Origin of the sequence: Megasphaera sp. An286, assembly GCF_002163455.1 — a bacterium.
In the GTDB taxonomy this organism is placed as follows: domain Bacteria; phylum Bacillota; class Negativicutes; order Veillonellales; family Megasphaeraceae; genus Megasphaera; species Megasphaera stantonii.
On record NZ_NFIY01000010.1, the window covers coordinates 18,802 to 43,100 of the forward strand.

Genomic DNA, 24,299 nt, shown 5'->3' on the forward strand with positions numbered 1-24,299 from the left:
AGTTCCTCCTTATAAGGTAACGCCGTTCTTAAAGATAGCCAATTCGTGCTTGTCCAGTTTTTCCGACTTGGCGTGGATCTTGCCTGAGGCGACGTCGAGGATGTACTGGAAAAAACGGTCTGCTATACTATCCTTTGCTTCGCCTTCCGCTATCGTTCCGGCGTTGAAGTCTATCCAATTCGTTTTAAATCCGGCCAATTTGCTGTTGCTGGAAATCTTAATGGTCGGTACGGGGCAGGCGAAGGGCGTGCCCCGGCCTGTCGTGAACAGGACCATGTGGGCTCCCGCCGCGGCAAGGGCGTTGGACGCGACTAAGTCGTTGCCCGGTGCCTGCAGAAGGTTCAGCCCTTTTTTGACGGCCCTGTCGCCATAGGACAAGACGTCTTCGACGATGGCCCGGCCGCCTTTCTGGACGCAGCCCAGGGATTTGTCTTCCAGCGTCGTAATGCCGCCTGCCTTGTTGCCTGGCGACGGGTTTTCGTTTACCTTTTCGCCGTAGCTCATGAAGTATTCTTTGAAATCGTTGATCAAGGAGACGGTCTTATCGAATACTTCCTCGTCGCGGGCCCGGTTCATGAGCAGCGTTTCGGCGCCGAACATTTCCGGCACTTCCGTCAGGATCGACGTGCCGCCGGCCGCGACGAGGCGGTTGGAAATTTCTCCGACCAGGGGATTGGCCGTAATGCCGGACAACCCGTCGGAGCCGCCGCATTTCAAGCCGATGGTCAGGAGCGACGCGTCGCAGGGCTGGCGGTAAAACTGGTCGGCATAGGCGCACAATTCCTTGACAATAGCGGTTCCGGCGGCGATTTCGTCTTCTACGTCCTGGCAGACGAGGAATTTGACCCGATCGGGGTCGTACTCGCCGATGACCTCTTTCATGAGGTCGACCTGGTTGTTTTCGCAGCCCAGGCTCAGGAGGAGGACGGCGCCGGCGTTGGGGTTGTGGACGAGGCCGCTCAGCACCTTCTGCGTATGGAGCTGGTCGTCGCCGAGCTGGGAGCAGCCGTGGGGATGGCTGTAGGCGTAAATGCCGTCGATGCGTTCCGTTTTAAACGGCTGGGACGCCTCCTCGACGGCCCGGGCGATGCCGTTGACGCAGCCTACTGTCGGGATAATCCACACTTCGTTGCGGATGCCTGCCGTGCCGTCAGGACGCTTGTAGCCGAGAAATTCGTAGGTCTTGTCCGTCGTCAGTTCCCGGCGGTCGGCTTTTTCCGGCTCGTAGGTGTAATGGAGCAGGTCGCCGAGCTTGCTCTGCACGTTGTGCGTGTGGACCCAGGCTCCGGCGGGAATGTCTTCCTTGGCCGTGCCGATGGGAAAACCGTATTTGACGACGTCCTGCCCCTTGGCGATGGGGACGACGGCGATTTTATGGCCGGCGGGAATGTCAGCTAAGACGGTGAAGGTCTTAGCTCCGACCGTAACGGTTTCGCCCTTGGCGACAGGGCTTACGGCAACGGCTACGTTGTCTTTTTCATGTATTTGGAATACTGCCATAGTCTGTCTCCTCATGCGTCCCGGCCCAGCTCTTCGATGTGGGCCTTCACTCCGACTTCGGCCATGCGGTCGATGTGGGCCGCTACGGCGTCGGCAAATCCGGCGATGGCCGTTAAGTCTTCGCCCCAGAAATCGCTGCGGCTCATGACGGCCTGTACGTATTCAGCCGTTGGCTTGGCGGCGTTTTCCTTGATGAAGGCCAGTTTAGCGGCGTCATCGTGGATTTCATAGGTGTTGCCGGCGGCGCGGGAGCCGATGAGGCAGCCGTCGCCTTCTTCCGTCGAGCGATAGAAGGCCAGCAGGGCCGCTAAGGAGTAGGTCAGCCATTTCGGCAGCTTGCCCGTGGCGGCGACGCTGTCCTTGAAGGTCGGCAGGACGCGGCCCTTCCATTTGGAAATGGAGTTGAGGGAAATGGCCAGCAGGGCGTGGTTGACGAAGGGGTTTTCAAACCGTTCGTATACGGCCTTGGCGAAGGCTTCTGCCTTTTCCCGCGGCAAGTCGACAGTCGGCACGATTTCCCCGAACACCGTCTGATCCAGGGAACGGCGGACGACGGGGTCGGCCATGCACTGGCCGACGTAATCGAGGCCCGACAGGTAGGCGCCGAGGACCATAGACGTATGAGCGCCGTTCAGGATGCGGACTTTCTGTTCTTTAAAGGCTTGGATATTATCGGTAAATTCGACGTGGAATTTGTCGGAGCCGATGGTAAATTTATCAGCTAAGGACGGGTCGCCGATGACCCAGAGGGAGAACGGCTCGGCCTGGTCGAGGAGGGCGTCTTCATAGCCCAGCTCTTCCTGAATGGCGTCGATATTGCCGGCAGGGTAGCCTGCGACGATGCGGTCGACGAGAGTGTCGACGAAGCGGCAGGCCGAAGCGAGCCAGGCGGTAAAGGCGTCGTCTAAGTTCCACAGGGCGGCGTATTGGAGGACGCAGCTTTTGAGGAGCTGGCCGTTGTCGTCGTTTAATTCTGTCGGCACCATGACCAGGCCCTTCTGCATGTCGCCTTGGTAATAGGTATACCGTTCGTAGAGGAACTTCGTCAGCTTGGCCGGGAAGGTCGACGGCGGGCAGTCGGAGAACTGGTCGGCTTCGTTGTATGCGATGCCGGCGTCGGTCGTATTGGAAATGACGAATTCCAGGGCGTCTTCATGAGCCAGGGCCATGAAGGCGTCGTATTCGTCGCGGGCGCTGATGACCGAATCGATAGAGGTTATGACGCGGTTTTCCTTATATACCTGGCCGTCCTGCTGGCCGCGCAGGCAGACGGTGTAGATGTTGTTCTGTTTGGCAAAGCGGTCCGTCTTGCCCGAGCGGGGCAGGATGACGGCGATGTTGCCGTTAAAGTTGTTTTCTTCGTTGGCGATGTCGACGGCGTAGTCGGCAAAGGCCCGGAGGAACACGCCTTCGCCGAACTGCAGTATCTTAACCGGGCGGGACGGGCGCGTATAGAGTTCGCTTACATTTTTCATAGGTCTGTCCTTCTCCTGTGCTGAAATTTACATCTTAAAGCCGAAGTAGGCCGCTACGTTGTTGTAGCAAATATCTTCGACGAGCTGGCGGAGAGCGTCTTCGTCGTTAGGATATTCGCCGTTTTCTACGAGATTGCCGATCCAGTTGCAGAGGATGCGGCGATAGTATTCGTGGCGGGCGTAGGACAGGAAGGAACGGGAGTCGGTCAGCATGCCGAGGATGTTGCCGAAGACGGACAGGTTGGCGATGCTGGTCATCTGGTCGATCATGCCCTGTTTCGTATCGTTGAACCACCAGGCTGCGCCCTGCTGGATTTTGCCGCGGGCTTCCGGTCCCTGGAAGCAGCCGATAATCGTGCCGATCATGGCGTTGTCCGACGGCGTGCCCGAGTAGAGGATCGTTTTCGGCAGGATGCCCAGTTCATGCAGATGGTCGAGGAAGGCTGCCAGGCCCTTGCCGCAGTTGCCGGCGGCGATGCTGTCGAAGCCCGTGTCGGGGCCGAGCTTTTTGTACATTTCCGTGTTCAGGTCGCGGAGCGTCGCGAAGTGGAGCTGCATAACCCAGCCGCGTTTGTAGTATTCGCCGGCTAAATAGGTGAGGACAGCCGTTTTGTAGGCTTCCGTTTCTTCAACTGTTACGGCTTCGCCGCTGAATGCCTTGGTCATGATGGCATCGACTTCGTCTTCGCTGGCCGGGCGGCAGAATACGTATTCGAGAGCGTGGTCCGTAGCGCGGCAGCCCATGTCTTCGAAGAAGGCGATGCGCTTGTCCATGGCCGTGCGGATGTCGGCGAAGGTCTTGATTTCCACGCCGGCAGCTTCGCCGAGGCGGGCCATGTATTCAGCGTAGCCGGCCTTATCGATGTTCAGCAGTTTGTCCGGGCGCATAGCCGGGTATACCTTGGCGCTGCAGGTCTGTTCTTCTTTCAGCTTCTGATGCCATTTCAAGTCGTCAGCCGGGTCGTCGGTCGTGCAGATGACCTTGACGTTGGACTGTTTGATGAGGCCCTGGACACCCATGTCGGCGTCTTTCAGCTTGGCATTGCACTTTTTGAAGACTTCTTCGGCGTTCTTTTCATTGAGCGGTTCGGTAATGCCGAAGTAGCGCTGCAGCTCTAAATGGCTCCAATGATAGAGGGGATTGCCAATGGCTCTTGGAAGCGCTTTCGCGTATTCGACGAATTTTTCCAAATCCGTCGATTCCTTGCCGGTAATCTTTTCTTCCGGCGTGCCGTTGGAGCGGATGAGACGCCATTTGTAATGGTCGCCGCCGAGCCATACCTCCGTAATGCTGTTAAAATGGCGGTCTTCTGCGATTTCCTGAGGGGAAATGTGGCAGTGGTAATCGATGATCGGCATCGTTTCAGCGTAGTTGTGGAACAGGCGGCGAGCCGTTTCCGTTTCTAATAAAAAGTCTTTGTCCATGAATTGTTTCATAATGTAATGCGTCTCCTTTCATGTTTTCGACGGTATCTCCGCTTACTTTATTGTAAGCACTTACATTTGTTACTGTAAATGTACTACGGAAGAACATGGTTGTCAACGCAATATGCCGCAATTGTATAGGAATAGAAAAAATAAGGCGTTTTCATGCGTTTATCTCATTGGAAATTATGTGAAAAAAACTATCAAAGTCTGAAAAATAGATTCCTCTTCGCTATATATCCTGGAAAAACAGGGGATTTTTTCTCTGGACAGCGTAAAAAATAGCTCTCGCATAAAGCGCTTACAATGAATAAGTTATTCCATTTCCATTTTTATGCTATAATATGATAAAGCGCCGCGGCAGAGGCTGCGGCAGCGAGATTTTACGAGCAATACAAGAGGAATGATACGTTCATGAATATAACGATTTACGATATTGCCCAGAAGTGCGGCGTGTCTATCGCTACGGTATCGCGGGTGCTCAACGGCAGCAGCCGCGTCAGCGAAAAGACCCGGGCCCGCATTCTGGAAGTCATGAAGGACATGGGGTACAAGCCCAATCCCTTTGCCCGCGGCTTGGGCCTTGATTCCATGAAAATCGTCGGCGTAATTTGTACGGATGTAGCCGATATTTTTTATGCCCGCGCCGTGTCGCTGCTGGAAGAGGGCCTGCGCCGCCACAACCTGGACGTCATGCTGTCCAATACGGGCGAGGACCGGGGCCGCAACAGCAAGTACATCACGGATATGACGGCCAAGCACGTCGACGCCATCATCACGATCGGCACGCCCTTTTCGTCGGAAAAGGATATACGGCAGCTGCAGCAGGTCGCGGAATCTGTCCCGGTCATTACGATCAACTGCGACTATCATCTGCCGAACATGTACAGCGTCGTCTGCAATGAAAAGGAAGGCATGCGCAAGCTCGTCCATTCGCTGGCGGAAAAGGGATGCCGCAAGCCGGCGTATTTATACGATTTCCTGACCTACAGCGGCCGCCATAAGCTCGACGGATTTTATCAGGGCTGCCGGGAATTGAAACTGGACGTGTCGGACGAGCGGATCTGCCAGATCGAGCGGACTCTCGAGGCGGCGGAAGCCAGCGTCGACCGCCTCGTCGCATCGCAGTGCGAATTCGACGCCATTCTGACGTCGGAAGACGTGCTGGCCGTCGGCGCCCAGCGGGCTATGCTGCGCAGCGGCATGAACGTGCCCGTCGTCGGCTGGAACAATTCGATTCTGGCCCAGTGCGCTACGCCGACCTTGTCGAGCGTAGACAATAAGCTGGCCAGTCTCTGCGCCGCCGCCGTCAATTTGGTGATTACCTTGACGGAAAACGGCGGAGACGCCGTGCCGGTGCGGACGGAATTCAGCGCCGATCTGGTAGAACGAGAAAGCTTCCGCCTGTAAGGGATAGGGGCGGAGAAACGAGGACAGGATATATGAAAATTCAGGATATACGCGTTGGGAAGGTGAGCATTCCCTTGAAGACGCCCTTTAAAACGGCCCTGCGGCGCGTCGATACGGCAGAGGATTTGATCGTGCAGGTGCGGGCTGACGATGGTTCCGTCGGCTACGGCAATGCGCCGGCGACGGTCGTCATTACCGGCGACAGCCACGAGTCCGTCGCGGCGGCGATCCTTCATACGATCGGGCCGAAGCTCGTCGGCCGGGATATCGACGACAGGGAAGAGATATTGCAGGCTATCCAGTCGGCTATGGTCCACAATACGTCGGCTAAGGCCGCTCTGGATATAGCCGTCCACGACTTGTTCGGCCAGCGGTACGGCATGCCGCTGCACCGCTTTTTCGGCGGGGCGAGATGCCGCGTCGTGTCGGATTTGACGGTCAGCGTCAACGAGCCCGCCGTGATGGCCGCCGACGCGCGCCGTGCCGTCGCCGCCGGGTATCGCCATATCAAGGTCAAAGTCGGCCTCGACGGAGCCGAAGATTTCCGGCGCGTCCAAGCTGTGCGGCAGGCTGTCGGGCCGGATATTTCCATCCGCCTCGACGCCAATCAGGGCTGGAAGCCGAAGGAAGCCGTGCGGCTCATCCGCCGTATGGAGGATGCGGGACTGGACATCGAATTGGTCGAGCAGCCCGTGGCGGCCTGGGATTTCGAAGGGCTGAAGCAGGTGACGGATCATGTCGATACGGACGTCATGGCCGACGAGAGCGCTTTCAGCCTCCGCGACGTCTTCCGCTTGTTGTCCATACGGGCCTGCGACCTCATCAACGTCAAGCTCATGAAAGCCGGCGGCCTGGGCCCGGCGGCAAAGATAGCGGCCCTGGCCGAAAGCGCCGGCGTCGGCTGCATGATGGGCTGCATGCTTGAGAGTAAGGTCGGCATTACGGCGGCGGCAGCCTTGTCGGCCGGCCGGACCGTATTCGTCAAAAACGACCTGGACGCCGCCGATTTGATGGCCAGCGACCCCGTAGAAGGCGGCATATCCTATGAGGCGAATGAGCTCGTCCTGCCGGAACGGCCGGGCCTGGGCATTACAGGCGTCAAAGGGTGGAAAGAACTGTAATTTCAGTTGACACTGCCTTTTGCCATATCCTATAATAATACGAGTATTACAGGCTGATTTCGCGTGGAATCAGCCTCTTTATATACGCAGATAAAGGAGGAACTCATGCGTTTACGGAGAAAACCGTGGATTGACGAGGCCATTTTGGATTACGCTTCGTTCGTCCACTTGGAACATTGTGAAGAACATAAAGGAAAATGGCGGGAGCTGTTCGAAGATCCGGACAAGCCCCTGTGGGTAGAGCTCGGCACGGGCAAGGGGAATTTCATTTCCCAAATGGCCCAGCTCCATCCGGAAGCAAATTTCATCGGCATTGAAATCCAGGTCGGCGTCCTGTATTACGCCGGCAAGAAATGCGCCGCCGCCGAGGTGAACAACGTCCACCTGCTGCGGTTCGACGTGGCCCGTTTGGAAGAAATCTTCGCGCCCGGCGAGGTATCCCGCTTTTTTATCAATTTCTGCGACCCCTGGCCGAAGAAGCGCCACGCCAAGCGCCGCCTGACGTACCGCGATTTTCTCGACCGCTACGCCCGTCTGCTGGCGGAGGGCGGCCGCATCGATTTTAAATCTGACAACGCGGGCTTGTTCGACTTTACGCTGGAAGAATTTAAGGAACGGCAGTGGCAGCTGTCGGAAGTGACGTACGACCTTCATCACAGCGATATCGTCAACGAAGCGATGACCGAATACGAAGCAAAATTCAGCGCGAAAGGACAGCCTATTTTTCATTGCGCGGCTATGCCGCCGGCCGGAGGAATAGGTCATGACGAAGGAAACTAAAGAACTGCGGCGGACCTACTGGGCCCTGCTGACGGCCTTTGCCCTGCTGGTCGCTATGGGCATGGCCAACGTATTCAGCGCGACCTTCGTGTCCGACGGCGTTCACGGCCGGTTTTTCAATCACCTGATGCGCCAGGCCATTTTTTTCGCCGTCGGGCTGGGGCCGGCGCTTTTCCTGTATAAAAAAGATTACCGCATATGGCGGAACTATACGAAGTGGATTATTATCGGAGCCGTCGTCCTCCTGCTGATCGTCTTTCCCATCGGCATCGTCGTCAACGGCGCGCGCCGCTGGATCGGCGTCGCCGGATTTACCTTTCAGCCGTCGGAGGTGGCGAAGCTGGCCGGTATTTTGTATGCGGCGTCCCATCTGGCCGACTTCTTGGAAAAGCGCAGGCCTATTGAATTTTTATACCGCCTGTCTCATGCTAAAGACGTTGTATTCTGGCGGCGGCTGCGGTTTGTGCCCCATATCGCCTTATGGGGGCCGCTGCTCATGTTCCTATTGGTCATGGAACAGCCCGACGCCGGCACGGCCTTCGTCATCCTGGCGATTCCGGCGGTCATGGTTTTTGCCGGCGGCGCGCGCTTGTCCCATATCAAATGGCACTGCGCCGTACTGGGCGGCGGCGCGCTGCTGTACCTGTTGTCGGCGCCGTACCGCATGAACCGCATCATCGCCTGGCTCGACCCTTGGGAATATGAAAAGACTCTGGGCTACCAGACGGTGCAGAGCCTCATCGCCATTGGCTCCGGCGGCATCCTGGGACAAGGCATCGGCGACGGCGTCAGCAAATTCAGCTATCTGCCCGAAGCCCATACGGACTTTGCCTTTGCCATACTGGCCCAGGAATGGGGTCTGCGCGGGTCTATTTTTATCCTGCTCCTGTTCTGTACGGTCGTCTACTTCGGGGCCATGACGGCCTGGAACTGCCGGGATAAATTCGGCATGTTTACGGCCTTGGGCATTACGCTGTATTTCGGCGGCCAGGGCTTTATCAACATCGGCATGGTCTGCGGCGTCCTGCCCGTCGTCGGCGTGCCCCTGCCCTTTATCAGCTACGGCGGCACGTCCCTGGTAGTCAACATGGCGGCGGCGGCCCTGCTGCTCAACATTTGCCGGCAAAATTACAAACAGGCCATGGAGCGGGCCGCGGCGGAACCGCAGCCTGTTCTGCGGTCCATGAAGGAAGAAACGCGCAGCCGCTTTCCCCTGCGCTGATTGCATTAGGAGGAATATATGGAACAACGAAGGATTATTCACGTAGAGGAACGGCTGCCCCTGCTGCCGACGATTCCTCTCAGCTTGCAGCATTTGTTTGCCATGTTCGGCTCGACGGTGCTCGTGCCGTTCCTGCTGCACGTAGATCCGGCGACGGCCCTGTTTATGAACGGCATCGGCACGCTTATTTACCTGACCATCTGCAAATGGCGGCTGCCGGCGTACCTGGGCTCGAGCTTTGCCTTTATTTCGCCGGTCCTGGCCGTCTGTGCCGTGCCGGGCATGTCCTACGGCGACGCCCAAGGGGGCTTCATCGTCTTCGGCCTGTCCTTTATCGTCATTGCGGCTCTCGTCGACAAAATCGGCACGAAGTGGATTGACGTCCTCTTTCCGCCGGCGGCGATGGGCTCTATCGTAGCCATCATCGGCCTGGAGCTGGCGCCCCTGGCTATGACCATGTCGGGCTATATAGGCGAAGCCCAGGGCATGTCCAACGAAACGGCTATGATTATCTCGACCTTTACGCTTATCGTTACGATTCTCACCAGCGTACTGGGCCGCGGATTTTTAGGCATCATTCCCATCCTGGTCGGCGTCGTCGCCGGCTATATCCTGTCGTATTTCATGGGCGTCGTCGACTTGAGCCACGTACAGGAAACGCCGTGGTTTGCCTTCCCGACGTTCTACAAGCCGGAGTTTAACCTCAGCGCTATCATGATGATTATGCCGGCATTGTTCGTCGTACTGGCCGAACACCTGGGACACCTTTTCGTGACCAGCGACATCGTCGGCCGCGACCTCATCAAAGACCCGGGCCTGCACCGCTCCCTCTTTGCCGACGGCGTGTCCAACGTCCTGTCGGGCCTTCTCGGCTCGACGCCGAATACGACGTACGGTGAAAACATGGGTGTCATGGCCATTACAGGCGTATATAGCACCTGGGTTATCGGCGGCGCCGCCGTCTTCGCCATCATTTTTTCCTTTATCGGCAAGATAGCCGCCCTCATCCACGCCATTCCGACGCCGGTCATGGGCGGCGTGTGCATTCTCCTGTTCGGCTTCATCGCCGCGTCAGGCCTGCGCATGCTCGTCGAAAAGAAGGTTGACTACACCCGGTCGAAGAACCTCATCCTCACGGCTGTGACGATGATTTCCGGTCTCAGCGGCGCAACCATCGTCTTCGGTCCCGTCCAGCTCAAGGGCATGGGCCTTGCGACGGTCGTCGCCATGGTGCTGAGCCTCGTCTTCCTGCTCTTTGAACGGCTTCATTGGGCCAATAAAAATTAAAAAATATGCAAAAGACCTGCTGCATGGGCGGCAGGTCTTTTGTTATGGAAGACGGCGGGCTGCCGTTGTACGATATAAGGTAAACGTTAACGGACATGCCAAAAATGATTCCTTTCTGACGATGCAAAGGGGACTCGAAAGAGTCCTCTTTTTTTTTCGTCTTCTATACAATGGGGAGGAAGCTGTGAAAAACGGGCTTGATAAATCGCGGCGGTCATAGTATTATCGGATTACGAAAATGATTCCTAATCCATTGTGCAATCGCAAAGGAGGGAGCGCTATGCCGCTTGCCGATGTATTATATAAAAAGGATTTAACTCGCGACGATTTAATTTACCTGCTCAGCCTGACCGACGCCGACGAGATGCAGGCCTTGTACGACCGTGCCTATGAGGTCAAGGCGGCCAACGTTGGCCGCGTCGTCTATTATCGCGGTCTCATTGAATTTTCCAACCGCTGCATCAAGAACTGTCTGTACTGCGGCATCCGTCGGGACAACGACGAGGTGGAGCGGTTTGACACCGACCGGGACGATATCCTGGCGATGGCGAAATGGGCTTACGACAACCAGTACGGTTCCCTGACGCTTCAGTCGGGCGAACGGCAGGATGAGGCGTTTATCGGCTACATCGAAGGGCTGGTGCGGGATATCAAGGCCCTGAGCCATGGCGAGCTGGGCATTACCCTCTGCGTCGGCGAGCAGGACGAGGAGGCTTACCGCCGCTGGTTTGAAGCCGGCGCGCACCGCTATTTGCTGCGCATTGAGACGAGCAATCCCGAACTATACGCCAAGCTTCATCCGCAGGACGGCCATCATCAATGGCAAGTCCGCAAGAACTGCCTCGACGCGCTGCGGTCCATTGGCTATCAGGTCGGCACCGGCGACATGAGCGGCCTGCCCGGCCAGACCATAGAAGATTTGGCCGACGACATCTTGTTCTACCGCGACATGGATATCGACATGATCGGCATGGGGCCTTACGTCGTCCATCACAATACGCCTCTTGGCAAGGCCGTCGTGGCGCAGGGGCTTGATTCGGCCGAGGGGAAACGCCGCCGTTTGGAGCTGGGCCTCAAGATGATCGCCGTGACGCGCCTGTTTTTGCCGGACGTCAACATCGCCTCGACGACGGCCCTGCAGGCCCTGCATCCCATGGGCCGCGAACTGGGCCTTAAAGCCGGGGCCAACGTCCTCATGCCCATCGTGACGGTGCCGAAGTTCCGTTCCCAGTATTTGCTGTACGACAACAAGCCCTGCGTAGAAGACACGCCGGGCCAATGCAAGGACTGCCTGGCCGCCCGCGTCGCGTCTGTCGGTGATACCGTAGGACTCGGCCAGTGGGGCGATTCGCCGCATTTTTTCCATAAGCAAAAGACGTAGGCATGCTAATTTTGCATACAGTTGCCAAAGCGCCTTTTCGTAGGTCATAATAGAAGTATACCTTACGACGAAAGGCGGGATTTCTATGCAGTTGACAGAAGAACAGCGAGATATACAGATGATGGTGCGCAACTATGCGCAGGAAAAGATCGCGCCCCTGGCGAAGGATATCGACGAGACGGGGCGGTTCCCGGCCGAGACGATTCAGGGATTGTCCGACATGGGCATTATGGGGCTGAACATTCCCGAAGAATACGGCGGAGCCGGCATGGATGAAATCTGCAAGGTCGTCGCTATTGAAGAAGTGGCGAAATGCTGCGCCAGTACGGCGGAGATCTTGGCCGTTCACCTGCTGGTCAACGATATCATCGTCAAGCGCGGCACGGAAGAACAGAAGCGGGAGGTTTTGCCGGCAGCAGCCGAAGGGCGGTTAGGAGCTTTTGCCTTGACCGAAGCCGGGGCCGGTACAGATGCCGGCGGGCTGACGACTAAGGCAGCCTATGCAGACGGACGCTATGTATTAAACGGTACGAAGTGCTTTATCAGCAATATGGGGCCTCATGAAGGGCATCACGTCGTAGTCATCGCCGTGACGGACAAGGAAAAGGGGACTCGCGGCGGCATGACGGCCTTTTTGATGAAGCGGGACACGCCGGGATTTTCATTGGGCAAGACGGAAGATAAGATGGGGATCCGCGGCGCCGCTGTGTCGGAGCTGATTTTTACGGACTGTGCTGTGCCGGAATCGTGCGTGCTGGGTCGTGTCGGCGACGGCTTTAAAGTCGCTATGAGCGGCCTTGACGGCGGCCGCATCGGCATTGCCGCCCAATCCCTGGGCGTGGCCGAAGCGGCCATGGCCGGCGCTGTTAAATACGCAAAGGAACGGGTTCAATTCGGCAAGCCCATTGCGGCCAAGCAGGGCCTGCAGTGGTATCTGGCCGACATGGCGACGCGTCTGGAAGCGGCTCGTCTCCTCGTATACAACGCCGCGTCGGAACGGATAGCCGGCGGCGATATCAGCCAGGCGGCGGCGATGGCGAAATATTATGCCTCTGAAGCGGCCTGCTACATCTGCGATTTGTCCTTGCAGATACACGGCGGCTACGGCTACATGAAGGACTACGACATCGAACGCCTGTACCGCGACGCCCGCATCCTGCGCATTTACGAAGGGACGAGCGAAGTGCAGAAAATGGTCATTGCCAGACACGTGCTGCAGTAAGGCGCGAATTTGATACTATATACCCTCTTTGCTGGATGTCACGGCAAAGAGGGTATTTTGTCATGTTGCTGGTATGACAAAATAGCCGCCTTCGGTGAAAGAGAAGGCGGCCTTTGTAGATTGAACGCAAGTATACCTTGCCAACGGGCTGGCAGTCATAGTATTATCAAACTAATTCCATTTCGGGAACATAGCATAGATATGTATATACAAGGGGGATTCAGATGAACAGAGCAGATGCGGCAGAACAAATCGTCGCCGATTTAAGAGAACTGGCGGTGCTTACGTCAGACGAAGGCGGTGCCCAGCGCCTGTCGTGGACGCCGGTGTGGCAGCAGGCGACGGAATGGTTTCGCTGTCATATGGAAGCGGCCGGAGCCGAAGTGTCAATGGATGCCGTCGGCAATATATGGGCGAAGTTTGCCGGTGAAAGTGAAGCGTCCGTCGTCGTAGGGAGCCATATTGACTCCGTACCGGACGGCGGCTGGCTGGACGGGGCCCTGGGTGTAGCGGCCGGCATGGGCTACGGCGCGTATTGCCTAGATGGAAAGAAGCCGAAGAAGACTTTGTATGTCGTCGGCTGGGTCGATGAGGAAGGTATGGCCTTCGGCAAGAGCTGCTTTGGGTCTGCCGTCGCCAGCGGTTCTATGACGGCCCAGTCGGCGGCGTCTCTGATAACGAAAGACGGGGAATCCTTCGCCGACGTGCTGCGAACGTGCGGATTGGACGGCGAGCGGATAGACGAGGCGAGGGCGGCCTTTGCAGCGCGGCAGGTCCAGGCCTATTTGGAACTGCACATCGAACAGGCGCCGCTGCTGGCGCAGAACAAGACGAGCGCTGCTTGCGTGTACGGCGTGTGCGGCTGCCACCGCGAGTACATTACGTTTACGGGACAGCAGAGCCATTGCGGTTCGCCTGTAGCGTTGCGGCGCGACGCCTTTTTAGCGGCTGCCGAAGCAACCGTTGATTTTAATAAAATAGCGTTGAAATACGGCGCGTACTGCACAGTCGGGCAAGTAGACGTCGCCCCCAATGTCGTGACCATTTCTCCCGGCCGCTGCCGCATTTCCCTGGATATCCGCTGCATCGACAAAGAAACGTTCCAGACGATGATAGACGAAGCCCGCGCCGCCTATGAAGGGCGGGCCAGGGAACACGGCGTAGCTGCAGCGCATGACGTCCTTTGGCACAAGGAGCCCGTATTGTTTGACGAAACGCTGAAAGAGCTGTGCCGTCGTGCCGTCCAGGAGGAAACGGGAAGGGACGCCGTCATGTATTCCGCTCCGCTCCACGACGCCGTAGAAATGGTCAAGGCCGCGCCGTCCATCATGATGTTCGTCATGTCGGACCCGGGGATTTCCCACTGCAAGGAAGAAGACACGCCGGAACCGGCTTTAAAAGAAGGCATCCGGGCCTTCCTGCGGCTCATCGAAGCCGTATTGGACAGGTGAAATTTTCTTGACGGAAATTATAGATGTTTGCTATAATAATTCCGTTATGGAAAGGTGTCCGAGTGGTTTAAGGAGCTAGTCTTGAAAACTAGTGATGCGGCAACGCACCGTGGGTTCGAATCCCACCCTTTCCGCCAAGCAAACAACAGGGCTCGCCGGTCTTCGGCGGGCCCTTTTAGTTCACTAGTTTGGGCCGTTTTTTGGACGAGGGGTTTAAAAAAGGGGTTTATTTCATGAAAGACAGGCGCAGGAAGGCGTATTTGCAGCTTCCCTATGGCATAAAATCTGTCTGTGAGCGATTTCGTCCTGTCATAGCTGCGCCGTATGCGTCATCCTTGTGATACATTGAGCAGGGCGAAGGCGGACCAAATGGCCGTAATGATGATGTACAGGATAATCTGCGTTTTCGTGTAGTTGCGGCGCTGGCGATACAAGAGATACAAGCCGAGGGGCCAGCAGATGATGAGGGCGGCCCACAACATCCATTTTTTGTCATACCATTTCGTTTCCATACGTATATCCTCCTAATTTTTTGTTTTATAGGCAATAAAGCCGGCTTTGCGCAGTCCGAGGCTGCGTGTTTCGTCTGAAAGAAGGGCTCAGTGCGGCCGTCGGGAATCTATTTTGCCTGAAGAGTTTAGGTACAGCATAGAATACTTTTTTATCGCTGTCAATAACGGGGCGCGCTTATTCGTGCTCTTGAAAGCAGCGGCGGCGAGGCTGCGGCAACGCTGGCAGAGGGGCGTAAAGCGGTGAATTTTCGGCAGGGAATTGACAGGCTTTTTTCGTAAAAATATAATAGGAATGGAATTGCTGGAAAGCTGCAGGCGGCGTGTCTGCGGCGAAACATATATCGTATGGAGAGAAGTAAGGAGGTTCGTTATGTCGAGATTCCATGAGGAAGAAATTACCTGTCCCCAGTGCGGCAAAACCAGCCGGTTTAAGGTATGGGACAGCGTGAATACACAGACCGATGAAGAGATGAAGGCCGCCGTGCGGTCCTTGGAAGCGTTTACCATGCATTGTCCTCATTGCGGGTACGAGCACGTCGTCAGCTACAATTTTTTGTATCATGATATGGATGAAGCCGTCATGATCTATCATGCTGCCGACAAACAGGGAGAGGAAACGGCGCAGCAGGCTTTCAAGCAGGCTATGACGGTGCTGCACGACGCGGCGCATTACGTCTGCCGCATCGTCCATTCCTTCGACGAAATGCTGGAAAAGCTCCGCATCGTCGACGCCGGCCTGGACGACCGCATTATCGCATTGCTGAAGCTGCTGGCAGAACGCCAGGTGGAAGCCCAGTATCCCGAGTTTCATACGACGGGCTGCTATTTCATCCGGGACGAAGAGGGGAAGTTTATTATCCACCTCATTGACGATGGTACGAACGAAGCGCTGAACGTCGATTACGAAGCCAGCTTTGCCGAATTGTACGAAACGCTGCGGAATGAATTCAGCAAGGAATTGGAAGAACAGGCGAAGGACGTGCCGGTTATCGACAAAGCCTGGGCCGTTTCATTTTTAGACGCCGTTATGAAATAAAGCGCTGTCAAGGGCGCAGCCATAGAAAAGCTCGCGGGCCATGTTCCCGCGGGCTTTTGCTGTAGCTGGCCCAGGCAGCTATGGGGGAGAGAAATGAAGGGGGAATGGCCCTATTTACTTGCGAAGTGGTAAATATGTGTTATATAATTAAGGATATATGTAGGTTTTTAATTAGCTGATTGTTTTTACCAAAGAAAAGGGGCTGTGATATGTATCACATAAGTGTTTTGACGGGACGTCAGGACGAAGATGATTTTGGAGAGCGGTTGCGGGATATTGCCCGCGTCGAATACTGCCCGGAAGCCGACGAAGACGTCATGGCTGACCGGCTGGAAGACGCCGACGTGATTATCTGCAAATCGGAACGGATTTCCGGCTCGCTTTTGGACCGGCTCGACGACTTGAAGCTCATCGTCATTTTATCGACGCGGTATGACAACGTCGATTTGGATGGGGCTGCCCGAAACGGAGTTCTTGTCGTCAATAACATGTCGTACTGCGTCGACGATATTGCCGACCATACGTGCGCTATGATATTGGCGCTGATTCGGCAGCTGCCGGAATACTTGACGGACATCAACGTCAACAGCCGCTGGGAATACGGCTCCGTGGCCTGGCCTATCCACCGCGTGAGCAGCAACCTCATCGGCCTCGTCGGCTTCGGCCATATCGGACGGGCCGTCGCGTCGCGCATGCAGGCCTTCGGCTGCAGCATTCAGGCGTACGACCCGTTTGTCAGTGAAGACATCATGAACGCGCATCATGTCCGTCCTGTCGATATGGACCAGCTGCTGGAGACGAGCGACGTCGTATCGCTCCATATGCCGCTGAATGAAACGACGCGGTATATTTTCCAGGATGAACAGTTCGAGCAGATGAAGCAGGGCGCTATGTTCGTCAACTGCTGCCGCGGCGGCCTGGCCGACGAAGCGGCGCTGTACCATGCCGTCGACGATGGGCATATCCGCAGCGCGGCGCTGGACGTCTTGTCTATGGAGCATCCCAGTCCGATGCTGCTCAAAATGATCGCCCGGCCGGAATTCCTGCTGACGCCTAACGTCAGCTTCCATTCGGTCGAAGCCGATAAGCAGGTCCGCGACGACGCCGAGACATATATCCGCCGGTTCTTCGAAGGGCGGCGGGACGAACTGCCAATCGTCGTAAAAGATACATATTAACATCGTGCATACAAGCGGCGTATCGGCGCAAGGGCGCCGGCGCGCCGCAGGATAAACCGACATACGAAGGGGGCTTTATGTCTTGCGCATTTGGAAATTCGCCGCAATGGCATGTCTTTGCTGCGCCCTGTTAGGGGGCTGCGGCTCGTCTTCCGACACGAAGACGGCTGCCGAGTCCGCCGCGCCGGCAGCGCAGCAGGAACAAGTGGAAATGGCCGTTCCCGAAAAAGGGATTCCGGTCCTCATGTATCATATGATAGGCGACGTGCCTGATAACGACGCCGTCCTGCTGGAATCGCACTTCCGCGAGCAGATGCAGTTTTTAAAGGACAACGGGTTCCATCCCATTACGCTGCAGCAGCTCCATGAATACATGACGGAAGGGAAGGCCGTCCCTGTAAAACCTGTCGTGCTGACCTTTGACGACGGGTATCCCGACACGTATTCCATCGTCATGCCCATCATGAAGGAATTCGGATTTCCCTGCACCGTATTCATCCCGACGTATGACGCCGACCAGGGTACGCGCCTGACGTGGCAGCAGATCCAGGAAATGAAAGACGCAGGCATTACTATCGCTTCGCACAGCTACCGTCATGAACGCCTGACCGAGCTTTCGGCGGCGGCCGTCGAAGAAGACGTGCAAAAGAGCCAGGAAGAGCTGAAGCAGCGCCTGGGTATCGACAACGAATTTTTCTGCTATCCCTATGGCCGGGTCAATGAGGCCGTCGAAGACGTCATGAAAAAGCATGGCATCAAGCTGGCCGTCACCATGAATCCGGGATGGGCCAAGCGCGGCGACAATCCCTATGCCGTCAACCGCATCTGGATTGGCAATGCCGTCGATATAGGAAACTTTGAGCAGCGCGTTACGACAGAGCAGTACGAAGAACGATAACGCCGGGTCTATCTTTACATTTCTGAGGTAACTATGAAGAAACATTTCAAAGATATTTGCAAATTTTTAATAGTATTGCTGGTCTTTTTCGGCGTAACGTCGCCTGTCGTCGTACTGTTCGGCCCCTTTGACAACGTCAAGCGGACCGTCGTCGGCGCGATTTTAAAGAGCCGCCATCCCCAGTACATTACGTGGCTTTTTTCTCAGGAAGAAATCGATAAAATACTGGGCGGCATCAGCACGGCGCCGAAGCAGGAGCTGTTTAAATTTACGGCCCGCACCGATTCGTCCCTGAATTTAAAGCAGATTGAATCGAGCCGCTTCAAAGGCTTTTTGCTGGAAATCCCCGACCCGAAGCGCATCGAAGTAGCGACGGCGGAAAATATGGATGAAAAAGGCGACACGACGAGCGGCATCGCCAAGCGGCATGACGCCGTGGCGGCCATCAACGCCGGCGGCTTTTACGATGCCAACGGTACCGGCACGGGCCGCAGCCCGTATGGCTTTATCATTCATGACGGCCGGTTCCTTCTGGGGCAGAATTCCCTCGACGTGGAAGTGAACGAATTCGTCGGATTCAATAAAGAAGGAAATCTCATCGCCGGTACGTACAGCAAGGGCGAAATCATCGAAATGGGCGCGAAAGAAGGCATATCCTTCGGCCCGGCCCTCATCGTCAACGGCGAAAAGATGATTACCGACGGCGACGGCGGCTGGGGCGTCGGTCCCCGCACGGCTATCGGTCAGCGCAAGGACGGCACGGTGCTGTTTTTGGTCATCGACGGCCGCCAGCCCGGGTATTCTGTCGGCGCGACGCTGCGGGACCTGCAGAATATCCTCTATGAAGAAGGCGCAGTTATCGCGGCCAATCTGGACGGAGGTTCCAGCTCAACGCTGTACCTCAACGGCAATGTAGTGAACAAACCGGCGGACTTGCTGGGCGAACGCATGATTCCGACGGCATTTATCGTCAAATAGGAGGTATGTATGAACACGAAACGAGTTCTCTTGGCCTTCGTTGTCGGCATTGCCGTCCAGGCAGGCGTGTATTTGTATTTAGACAAGGTGCTCTTTGCGCCGGCCTCGGATTTCCAGATTGCCGGCACGAATCAGCAGGAAGCCTTGGGCTTCGGCGTAGAGCCGAACGGCCAGTCCTATTATTCCTTTGACAAGCGGTTTATGGCGACCATTGTCGACGACCAGGTGTCGATTTACGAAGCCGGCAAGAAGGGCGAGCCGCAGCGCATCAACCTGCACGGCAAGAAGGTGTCCTTCTTCGAATGGCTGCCGGACCGCAATCTGGCTATTTTCGCCACCTACGGCTACGATAACGAGACGGGCAATTATGAAGTCCACATCGCCCAGTACGACCCGGTATATCCCGAACGGGAGCTGGACACGCCTATCGAAGACGCGCCGGAAGACAGCAAGATCGTCGACGTAGCCTACTCGACGGCGACGAACGTCGTATACATGAAGCTGGAAGTGGCTCCCGAACGGTACCGCATTTACCGTACCGACGCCAACTACGATACGCGGCGCATCCACGTCCAGGCTGAAAACATCGGCCGCATCGCCGTATTCTACGACGAAGACATCTTCTTCTATGACAACCTGCGCACCGGCGTCGTCTACATGTTTGAAGGAGCGACGAGCAGCTGGCGGGAAATCTCGCCGGTCGGCAAGTACCGTCTCGTCGGCATCGACGGCCAGGATATTTACGTCGCCGAGCTGAACCGCGACGACAAGGTTGTCGCGGCATACCGCGGCCGCCTGCGCCAAGGCTTCACGAAGATAGCGACATATAAAACGCCGGAAGACTTTTCCAAGCTGACCCTCAACAGCATGCTGGAAGCGTCGGATAAGATGGAAAGCTCCGGCGATACAAATAAGTAAGGTGATACGATGGCAAAGCATAAAATCCCCAAGAACCGGTCTCTCGAAGACATGTTCAAGGGCGTAAAAGAAGAAATAACCTTTGAAACGGCTGATTGGGACGACGAACCGGCGGCAAAGCCCCGCGTCGTTCAGAAGCCGGCGAAAAAGCAGACGGCGTCGGATTTCCGCAAGCAGTTCTTCACGGAAGACTTGCAGGAAAAGGTTGGCTCCCTGCTGCTGGAAATCAAGATGGCCTACTATAAAGACGGCGTCGGAGATATTTCCCTGGAAGTCGTCAAGGACGGTCGCAACGTCGTCATCAAGACGGGGCCGAAGACAAGTAAGAAGACTCGCTGAGTCAGTATTGGGGGACGCTGGGCGTTCCCCTTTTTTCATGAAGCCGCCCAGCAGGAGGGACTATGGTTACGAGAGAGGACATGATGCGCCGCTATCCAAACTGCGGCGTCATCGAAGAAGAATTTGAAAACTCCAAATGGTTTTCCGTATTCATGCAGCTCGTCTTCACCTTGGTCGGCATGTATTTTTTCTGGCTCATGCTCGGCGAAGCGACGCTGGCGGCGCGCCTGGATAACATCGCCGTCCTGCTGTTCTGCCTGTGGCGCATCCACCGCCAGCGCGACGTCGTCTGCTTCATCACCGACAAGGGCCTCATCGTGCGCCGTCAGTTCATGTCCTTCCGGGAATTCTGCGACGAGCAGATTCACGAAGAGCGCAGCTTCGTCTTCCTCCCTTACAAGGATATTTTTCTCATCTCCGACAACTGGCAGGAAATCGAGCTGGGCAAGGCCGAAGAAGGGGGTATCGCCGTGCTGCCGGTCCACATGCAGTTCTTGTCCAGGAAAAACAAGCAGCGCATCATCGACCGCATTAAGGAATGGCAGGAGACGCACGACGAATCATAGGGCCCAAGAAGAGAAAGACGAGCGTAAAAAAGAGATTTGAAGAGGATAAGAGCAAAATAAAGGGGATTCATGAAAAAATTCCATCATTTTGAATAGCGAAAACTCTTTATTATTTTAACGAAATAAAGTAAAATAAGGACTGTATTTAGAACTGTGTAAGATATGAAGGGGAGATTCAAGATGATGTGGAAACGGTTGGCAGTCGTAGGGGCGGCTGCACTTGTAGCAATGAATATAGTCGGCTGCGGCAGCGAGGGGTCTAAGGATAGCGCCGCAGCGGAACGAAATAAAATCGTCATCGGGCTGGACGACAACTTCCCGCCCTTCGGCTTTCACGACGAAAAAGGCGAGCTCGTAGGCTTCGACATCGACATGGCGAAGGAAGCGGCGAAGCGCCTGGGCATGGAAGTCGAATTCAAGTCCGTCGACTGGGACAGCAAGGAAACGGAGCTGACGAGCAAGCGCATCGACGCTATCTGGAACGGCTTGTCCATCACGCCGGAACGGGAAAAGAACATTCTCTTCTCCCGGCCCTATCAGAATGGCCCGCAGATCCTGTTAGTCCGCGGCGATTCGCCTATTCAGGGCAAGGCCGACCTGGCCGGCAAGATCGTCGGCACCCAGCAGAGCAGCACGGGCCTCGAAGCGATCAACGCTGAGCCGGAGCTGCGCGATTCCTTTAAGGAACTGAAGCAGTATTCGGACAACGTCACGTCCTTCATGGATTTGGAAGTCGGCCGCATCGACGCCGTAGTCGTAGCCTTGACGACGGCAGCATACTTCAAGCAGCAGAACAACGCCGATTTCCGCATTATCGACGTGGGCTATCCCAGCATTCCCTGCGGCGTCGGCATGCGCAAGGACGATACGGAGCTGAAGGCAAAGCTGGACAAGGTATTGGAAGACATGCACAACGATGGCACGTCTAAGAAGATTTCGGAAAAATGGTTTGGCATGGACGTATCCATGTAGGAGGTATGGAAAATGGACGTAAAGAAATTAGCGGCAATAGGAATGCTGACCGCAGCGGCGGCGACGATGCTGGCCGGCTGCGGCGGTGAAGAAAAAGCGGCAGATAAGCTGCCCGATAAAATCGTCATCGGTCTCGACGACAATTTCCCGCCTATGGGCTTCCGCGACGACAGCGGCAACATCGTGGGCTTTGACATCGATTTGGCTACGGAAGCGGGCAAGCGCATGGGCATTCCCGTCGAATTCAAGCCTATCGACTGGGACAGCAAGGAAGCGGCCTTGAAGAGCAAGCAGGTTGACATGCTCTGGAACGGTTTGACCATTACGGAAGACCGGGCTAAGCAGATCGCCTTCTCCAAGCCGTATCTGGACAACGCCCAGATCCTCGTCGTCCGGGCCGATTCGCCCATTGCCGACCGGGCGGGCCTGTCGGGCAAGATCATCGGTACCCAGGAAGGCAGCAGCTCGATTGACGCCTTGGAAAAACAGCCGGAATTTAAAAACTCTCTTCAGGAAGTCAAACGGTACGGCGATTTCGTCGCCGCCTTCATGGATTTGGAACTGGAACGCATCGACGGCATCCTCGTGGACAGCGTCGTAGGCCGCTACTACATGAGCAAGAAGCCGGGACAGTTCAAGGTCATCGACAACAAGATGGGCGACGAACAGTACGGCATCGGCCTGCGCCAGGAAGACAAGATGCTTCAGGATAAGCTCAACGAAACCTTGAAGCAGATGAGCGCCGACGGCACCATGACCAAGATTTCCCAGAAATGGTTCGGCGAAGACATTACGATCAAAGTAGAATAATCACGAAGAGCCCAGCAGGTGATAGCATGCAGAGGGCGAGGGGCGGCAGCTCCGCGTTTTCTGCGCCTATCACCTTATGTGCGTCTTTACGGCCCTTATAAGCGAGGAGACACTATGGATTACTTATTGAATATTGTCCCGGCCATTGCCGGCGGGTTGGAAATCACCCTGCAGATTTTTGTTATTACCATCGTACTGAGCCTGCCCCTTGGCATCCTCATGTCTATTGCCCGCATTTCGCGCATTATGCCACTGCGGAAATTCATGGGCGCCTATATTTACGTCATGCGCGGCACGCCGCTCATGCTCCAGATCTTATTCATTTATTATGGCCTGCCCTTTATTATCGAAGGCCTGCGCCTGCCCGATTTCCCGGCGGCTATCATCGCCTTCGTATTCAACTACGCGGCGTACTTTGCGGAAATTTTCCGCGGCGGCATCCAGTCTATCGACAAGGGCCAATACGAAGGGGCTAAGGTTCTCGGCATGACCTACGTCCAGACCATGCGGCGCATCATCCTGCCCCAGGTCGTCAAACGCGTCCTGCCGCCGGTGGCTAACGAAACGATCAACCTCCTGAAGGATACGTCCCTGGTCTACATCCTGGCCATGAACGACATCTTGCGCATTACGCGCTCCATCGTACAGCGCGACTTCGACACGACGGCCTTCGTCGTCGCCGCCGTGTTCTACCTGTTCTTTACCTTTATTCTGACAAAGGTATTCACCTATCTGGAAAAACGCTACGCCGTATACGACGAATAAAGGAGGAAACGACACGATGAGTTTTATTGAAATGGATCATATACGCAAGCAATTTGGCAATCTGGAAGTCTTAAAGGACGTGACCCTCCACGTCGACGAAGGGGAAGTCGTCTCGATCATCGGCCCGTCGGGCAGCGGCAAGAGCACCTTCCTGCGCTGCCTGTGCCAGCTCGAAACCATCGACGGCGGCACGATTACCGTCGACGGCGACGTCATGGTCAGCCAGCCCGAAGGCAGCCGCCGCTCCGTCTACGCCCCGCCGGCCCAGGTGCGGGCCATCTGCCGCCGTATGGGCATGTGCTTCCAGCACTTCAATCTCTTTCCCCATATGACCGTCCTCGACAACATCCTCGAAGCGCCGCGCATCGTCAAGGGCATGAAGACTGAAGACATCATGCCCACGGCGGAAGAGCTGCTGAAAAAGGTCGGCCTGTGGGAGAAACGGGACGAATACCCGTCGCGCCTGTCCGGCGGCCAGCAGCAGCGCGTAGCCATCGCCCGCGCCTTGGCTATGAATCCGGACATCATGCTGTTCGATGAACCGACGTCGGCCCTCGACCCCGAACTGACAGGCGAAGTCCTGCGGACCATTAAACAGCTTGCCGACGAAGAAATGACCATGATCATCGTCACCCACGAAATGGCCTTCGCCAAAGAAGTCGCCGACCGGGTCATCTTCATGGCCGACGGCCTCATCCAGGAAGAAGGCACGCCACAGCAAGTCTTCGAAAACCCGCAAAACGAACGAACCCAAAGCTTCCTGAAATCCATGCTGCGGTTCTGATAAAAACGAAACAAACCGGCAAGTGCGAACGAGCATTTGCCGGTTTGTGCGGTATATGCGGTGCGGTTTCCATTAGGCTGACGACACTATATGTCGGTGGGGAAAAATTTTTACTTGATATGGTGCATTTTTTGTTGCGTACCCCCCGGAAGTCGTAGTAAAATCATGGTATATAGTGATAAAAGATATAGAATGGAGGTGAACTGAGTATGAAACCTGTCCGGCTCAGTGCGCAGGAAAACCGTAATTTATGTTGTGAAACCTACCCT

At 55.9% G+C, this 24,299-nt stretch carries 23 protein-coding genes and 1 tRNA gene; 20 read left to right on the forward strand and 4 right to left on the reverse strand.

Features of this window, described 5'->3' with window-relative positions:
- Positions 1-9: 9 nt before the first annotated feature.
- From B5F80_RS06020 to uxaC, 3 genes are read right to left on the reverse strand one after another with little or no spacing between them, the layout of a single operon-like run.
- On the reverse strand, positions 10-1,500 hold the full coding sequence (locus B5F80_RS06020; RefSeq protein WP_087477920.1) for an altronate dehydratase family protein: 1,491 nt from the start codon (positions 1,498-1,500) through the stop codon (positions 10-12).
- A gap of 11 nt (positions 1,501-1,511) precedes the next feature.
- On the reverse strand, positions 1,512-2,975 hold the full coding sequence (locus B5F80_RS06025) for a tagaturonate reductase (RefSeq protein ID WP_087477921.1): 1,464 nt from the start codon (positions 2,973-2,975) through the stop codon (positions 1,512-1,514).
- 27 nt (positions 2,976-3,002) lie between these two features.
- Entirely contained in the window at positions 3,003-4,412 is a 1,410-nt protein-coding gene (uxaC, locus tag B5F80_RS06030) for a glucuronate isomerase (RefSeq protein ID WP_087477922.1), read from the reverse strand.
- Between the two features lie 402 nt (positions 4,413-4,814).
- Here uxaC and B5F80_RS06035 point away from each other — a divergent pair, with 402 nt between their 5' ends.
- From B5F80_RS06035 to B5F80_RS06075, 9 genes are all read left to right on the forward strand, one after another.
- Positions 4,815-5,810, forward strand: coding sequence for a LacI family DNA-binding transcriptional regulator (locus B5F80_RS06035; RefSeq protein WP_087477923.1), 996 nt, complete (start codon positions 4,815-4,817; stop codon positions 5,808-5,810).
- A 32-nt stretch (positions 5,811-5,842) separates the two neighbouring features.
- On the forward strand, positions 5,843-6,931 hold the full coding sequence (locus B5F80_RS06040) for a dipeptide epimerase (protein WP_087477924.1): 1,089 nt from the start codon (positions 5,843-5,845) through the stop codon (positions 6,929-6,931).
- Positions 6,932-7,036: 105 nt separating this feature from the next.
- Entirely contained in the window at positions 7,037-7,711 is a 675-nt protein-coding gene (trmB, locus tag B5F80_RS06045) for a tRNA (guanosine(46)-N7)-methyltransferase TrmB (protein ID WP_087477925.1), read from the forward strand.
- Positions 7,695-8,933: a putative peptidoglycan glycosyltransferase FtsW gene (locus B5F80_RS06050; protein ID WP_087477926.1), complete on the forward strand. Its 1,239-nt coding sequence runs from the start codon at positions 7,695-7,697 to the stop codon at positions 8,931-8,933. The genes trmB and B5F80_RS06050 overlap by 17 nt, the downstream gene beginning before the upstream one ends.
- A gap of 18 nt (positions 8,934-8,951) precedes the next feature.
- Positions 8,952-10,220, forward strand: a complete 1,269-nt coding sequence (gene uraA, locus B5F80_RS06055) for a uracil permease (RefSeq protein WP_087477927.1) — start codon at positions 8,952-8,954, stop codon at positions 10,218-10,220.
- A 280-nt stretch (positions 10,221-10,500) separates the two neighbouring features.
- The gene (hydE, locus tag B5F80_RS06060) at positions 10,501-11,601 is read left to right on the forward strand and encodes a [FeFe] hydrogenase H-cluster radical SAM maturase HydE (RefSeq protein WP_087477928.1); all 1,101 of its coding nucleotides are present in this window, start codon (positions 10,501-10,503) and stop codon (positions 11,599-11,601) included.
- 85 nt (positions 11,602-11,686) lie between these two features.
- On the forward strand, positions 11,687-12,823 hold the full coding sequence (locus B5F80_RS06065; protein ID WP_239386316.1) for an acyl-CoA dehydrogenase family protein: 1,137 nt from the start codon (positions 11,687-11,689) through the stop codon (positions 12,821-12,823).
- 224 nt (positions 12,824-13,047) lie between these two features.
- Positions 13,048-14,274 (forward strand): Zn-dependent hydrolase, encoded by a 1,227-nt coding sequence (locus tag B5F80_RS06070; protein ID WP_087477930.1) that lies wholly within the window; start codon positions 13,048-13,050, stop codon positions 14,272-14,274.
- Between the two features lie 48 nt (positions 14,275-14,322).
- A tRNA-Ser gene (locus tag B5F80_RS06075) sits at positions 14,323-14,411 on the forward strand.
- Positions 14,412-14,603: 192 nt separating this feature from the next.
- Here the strand turns inward: B5F80_RS06075 and B5F80_RS06080 are convergent.
- Complete coding sequence (locus B5F80_RS06080; RefSeq protein ID WP_087477931.1) at positions 14,604-14,786, reverse strand: hypothetical protein; 183 nt, start codon at positions 14,784-14,786, stop codon at positions 14,604-14,606.
- Positions 14,787-15,156: 370 nt separating this feature from the next.
- Between B5F80_RS06080 and B5F80_RS06085 the strand changes: the two genes are divergently transcribed.
- From B5F80_RS06085 to B5F80_RS06135, 11 genes are all read left to right on the forward strand, one after another.
- Complete coding sequence (locus tag B5F80_RS06085; RefSeq protein ID WP_158099959.1) at positions 15,157-15,822, forward strand: CpXC domain-containing protein; 666 nt, start codon at positions 15,157-15,159, stop codon at positions 15,820-15,822.
- Between the two features lie 209 nt (positions 15,823-16,031).
- Positions 16,032-17,000: a C-terminal binding protein gene (locus B5F80_RS06090; RefSeq protein WP_087477933.1), complete on the forward strand. Its 969-nt coding sequence runs from the start codon at positions 16,032-16,034 to the stop codon at positions 16,998-17,000.
- An 82-nt stretch (positions 17,001-17,082) separates the two neighbouring features.
- Entirely contained in the window at positions 17,083-17,898 is an 816-nt protein-coding gene (locus B5F80_RS06095) for a polysaccharide deacetylase family protein (protein ID WP_087477934.1), read from the forward strand.
- Between the two features lie 33 nt (positions 17,899-17,931).
- Positions 17,932-18,876, forward strand: a complete 945-nt coding sequence (locus tag B5F80_RS06100; RefSeq protein ID WP_087477935.1) for a phosphodiester glycosidase family protein — start codon at positions 17,932-17,934, stop codon at positions 18,874-18,876.
- A 9-nt stretch (positions 18,877-18,885) separates the two neighbouring features.
- A complete protein-coding gene (locus B5F80_RS06105) occupies positions 18,886-19,794 on the forward strand; it encodes a hypothetical protein (RefSeq protein ID WP_087477936.1) in 909 nt (302 codons plus the stop codon).
- A 9-nt stretch (positions 19,795-19,803) separates the two neighbouring features.
- The gene (locus tag B5F80_RS06110) at positions 19,804-20,133 is read left to right on the forward strand and encodes a hypothetical protein (protein WP_087477937.1); all 330 of its coding nucleotides are present in this window, start codon (positions 19,804-19,806) and stop codon (positions 20,131-20,133) included.
- A gap of 62 nt (positions 20,134-20,195) precedes the next feature.
- Positions 20,196-20,699: a hypothetical protein gene (locus B5F80_RS06115; protein ID WP_087477938.1), complete on the forward strand. Its 504-nt coding sequence runs from the start codon at positions 20,196-20,198 to the stop codon at positions 20,697-20,699.
- Between the two features lie 180 nt (positions 20,700-20,879).
- Positions 20,880-21,671, forward strand: a complete 792-nt coding sequence (locus B5F80_RS06120) for an amino acid ABC transporter substrate-binding protein (protein WP_087477939.1) — start codon at positions 20,880-20,882, stop codon at positions 21,669-21,671.
- Between the two features lie 12 nt (positions 21,672-21,683).
- Positions 21,684-22,481: an amino acid ABC transporter substrate-binding protein gene (locus B5F80_RS06125; protein WP_087477940.1), complete on the forward strand. Its 798-nt coding sequence runs from the start codon at positions 21,684-21,686 to the stop codon at positions 22,479-22,481.
- Between the two features lie 114 nt (positions 22,482-22,595).
- Complete coding sequence (locus B5F80_RS06130; protein WP_087477941.1) at positions 22,596-23,246, forward strand: amino acid ABC transporter permease; 651 nt, start codon at positions 22,596-22,598, stop codon at positions 23,244-23,246.
- 16 nt (positions 23,247-23,262) lie between these two features.
- A complete protein-coding gene (locus tag B5F80_RS06135; RefSeq protein WP_087477942.1) occupies positions 23,263-24,030 on the forward strand; it encodes an amino acid ABC transporter ATP-binding protein in 768 nt (255 codons plus the stop codon).
- Positions 24,031-24,299 lie beyond the last annotated feature (269 nt).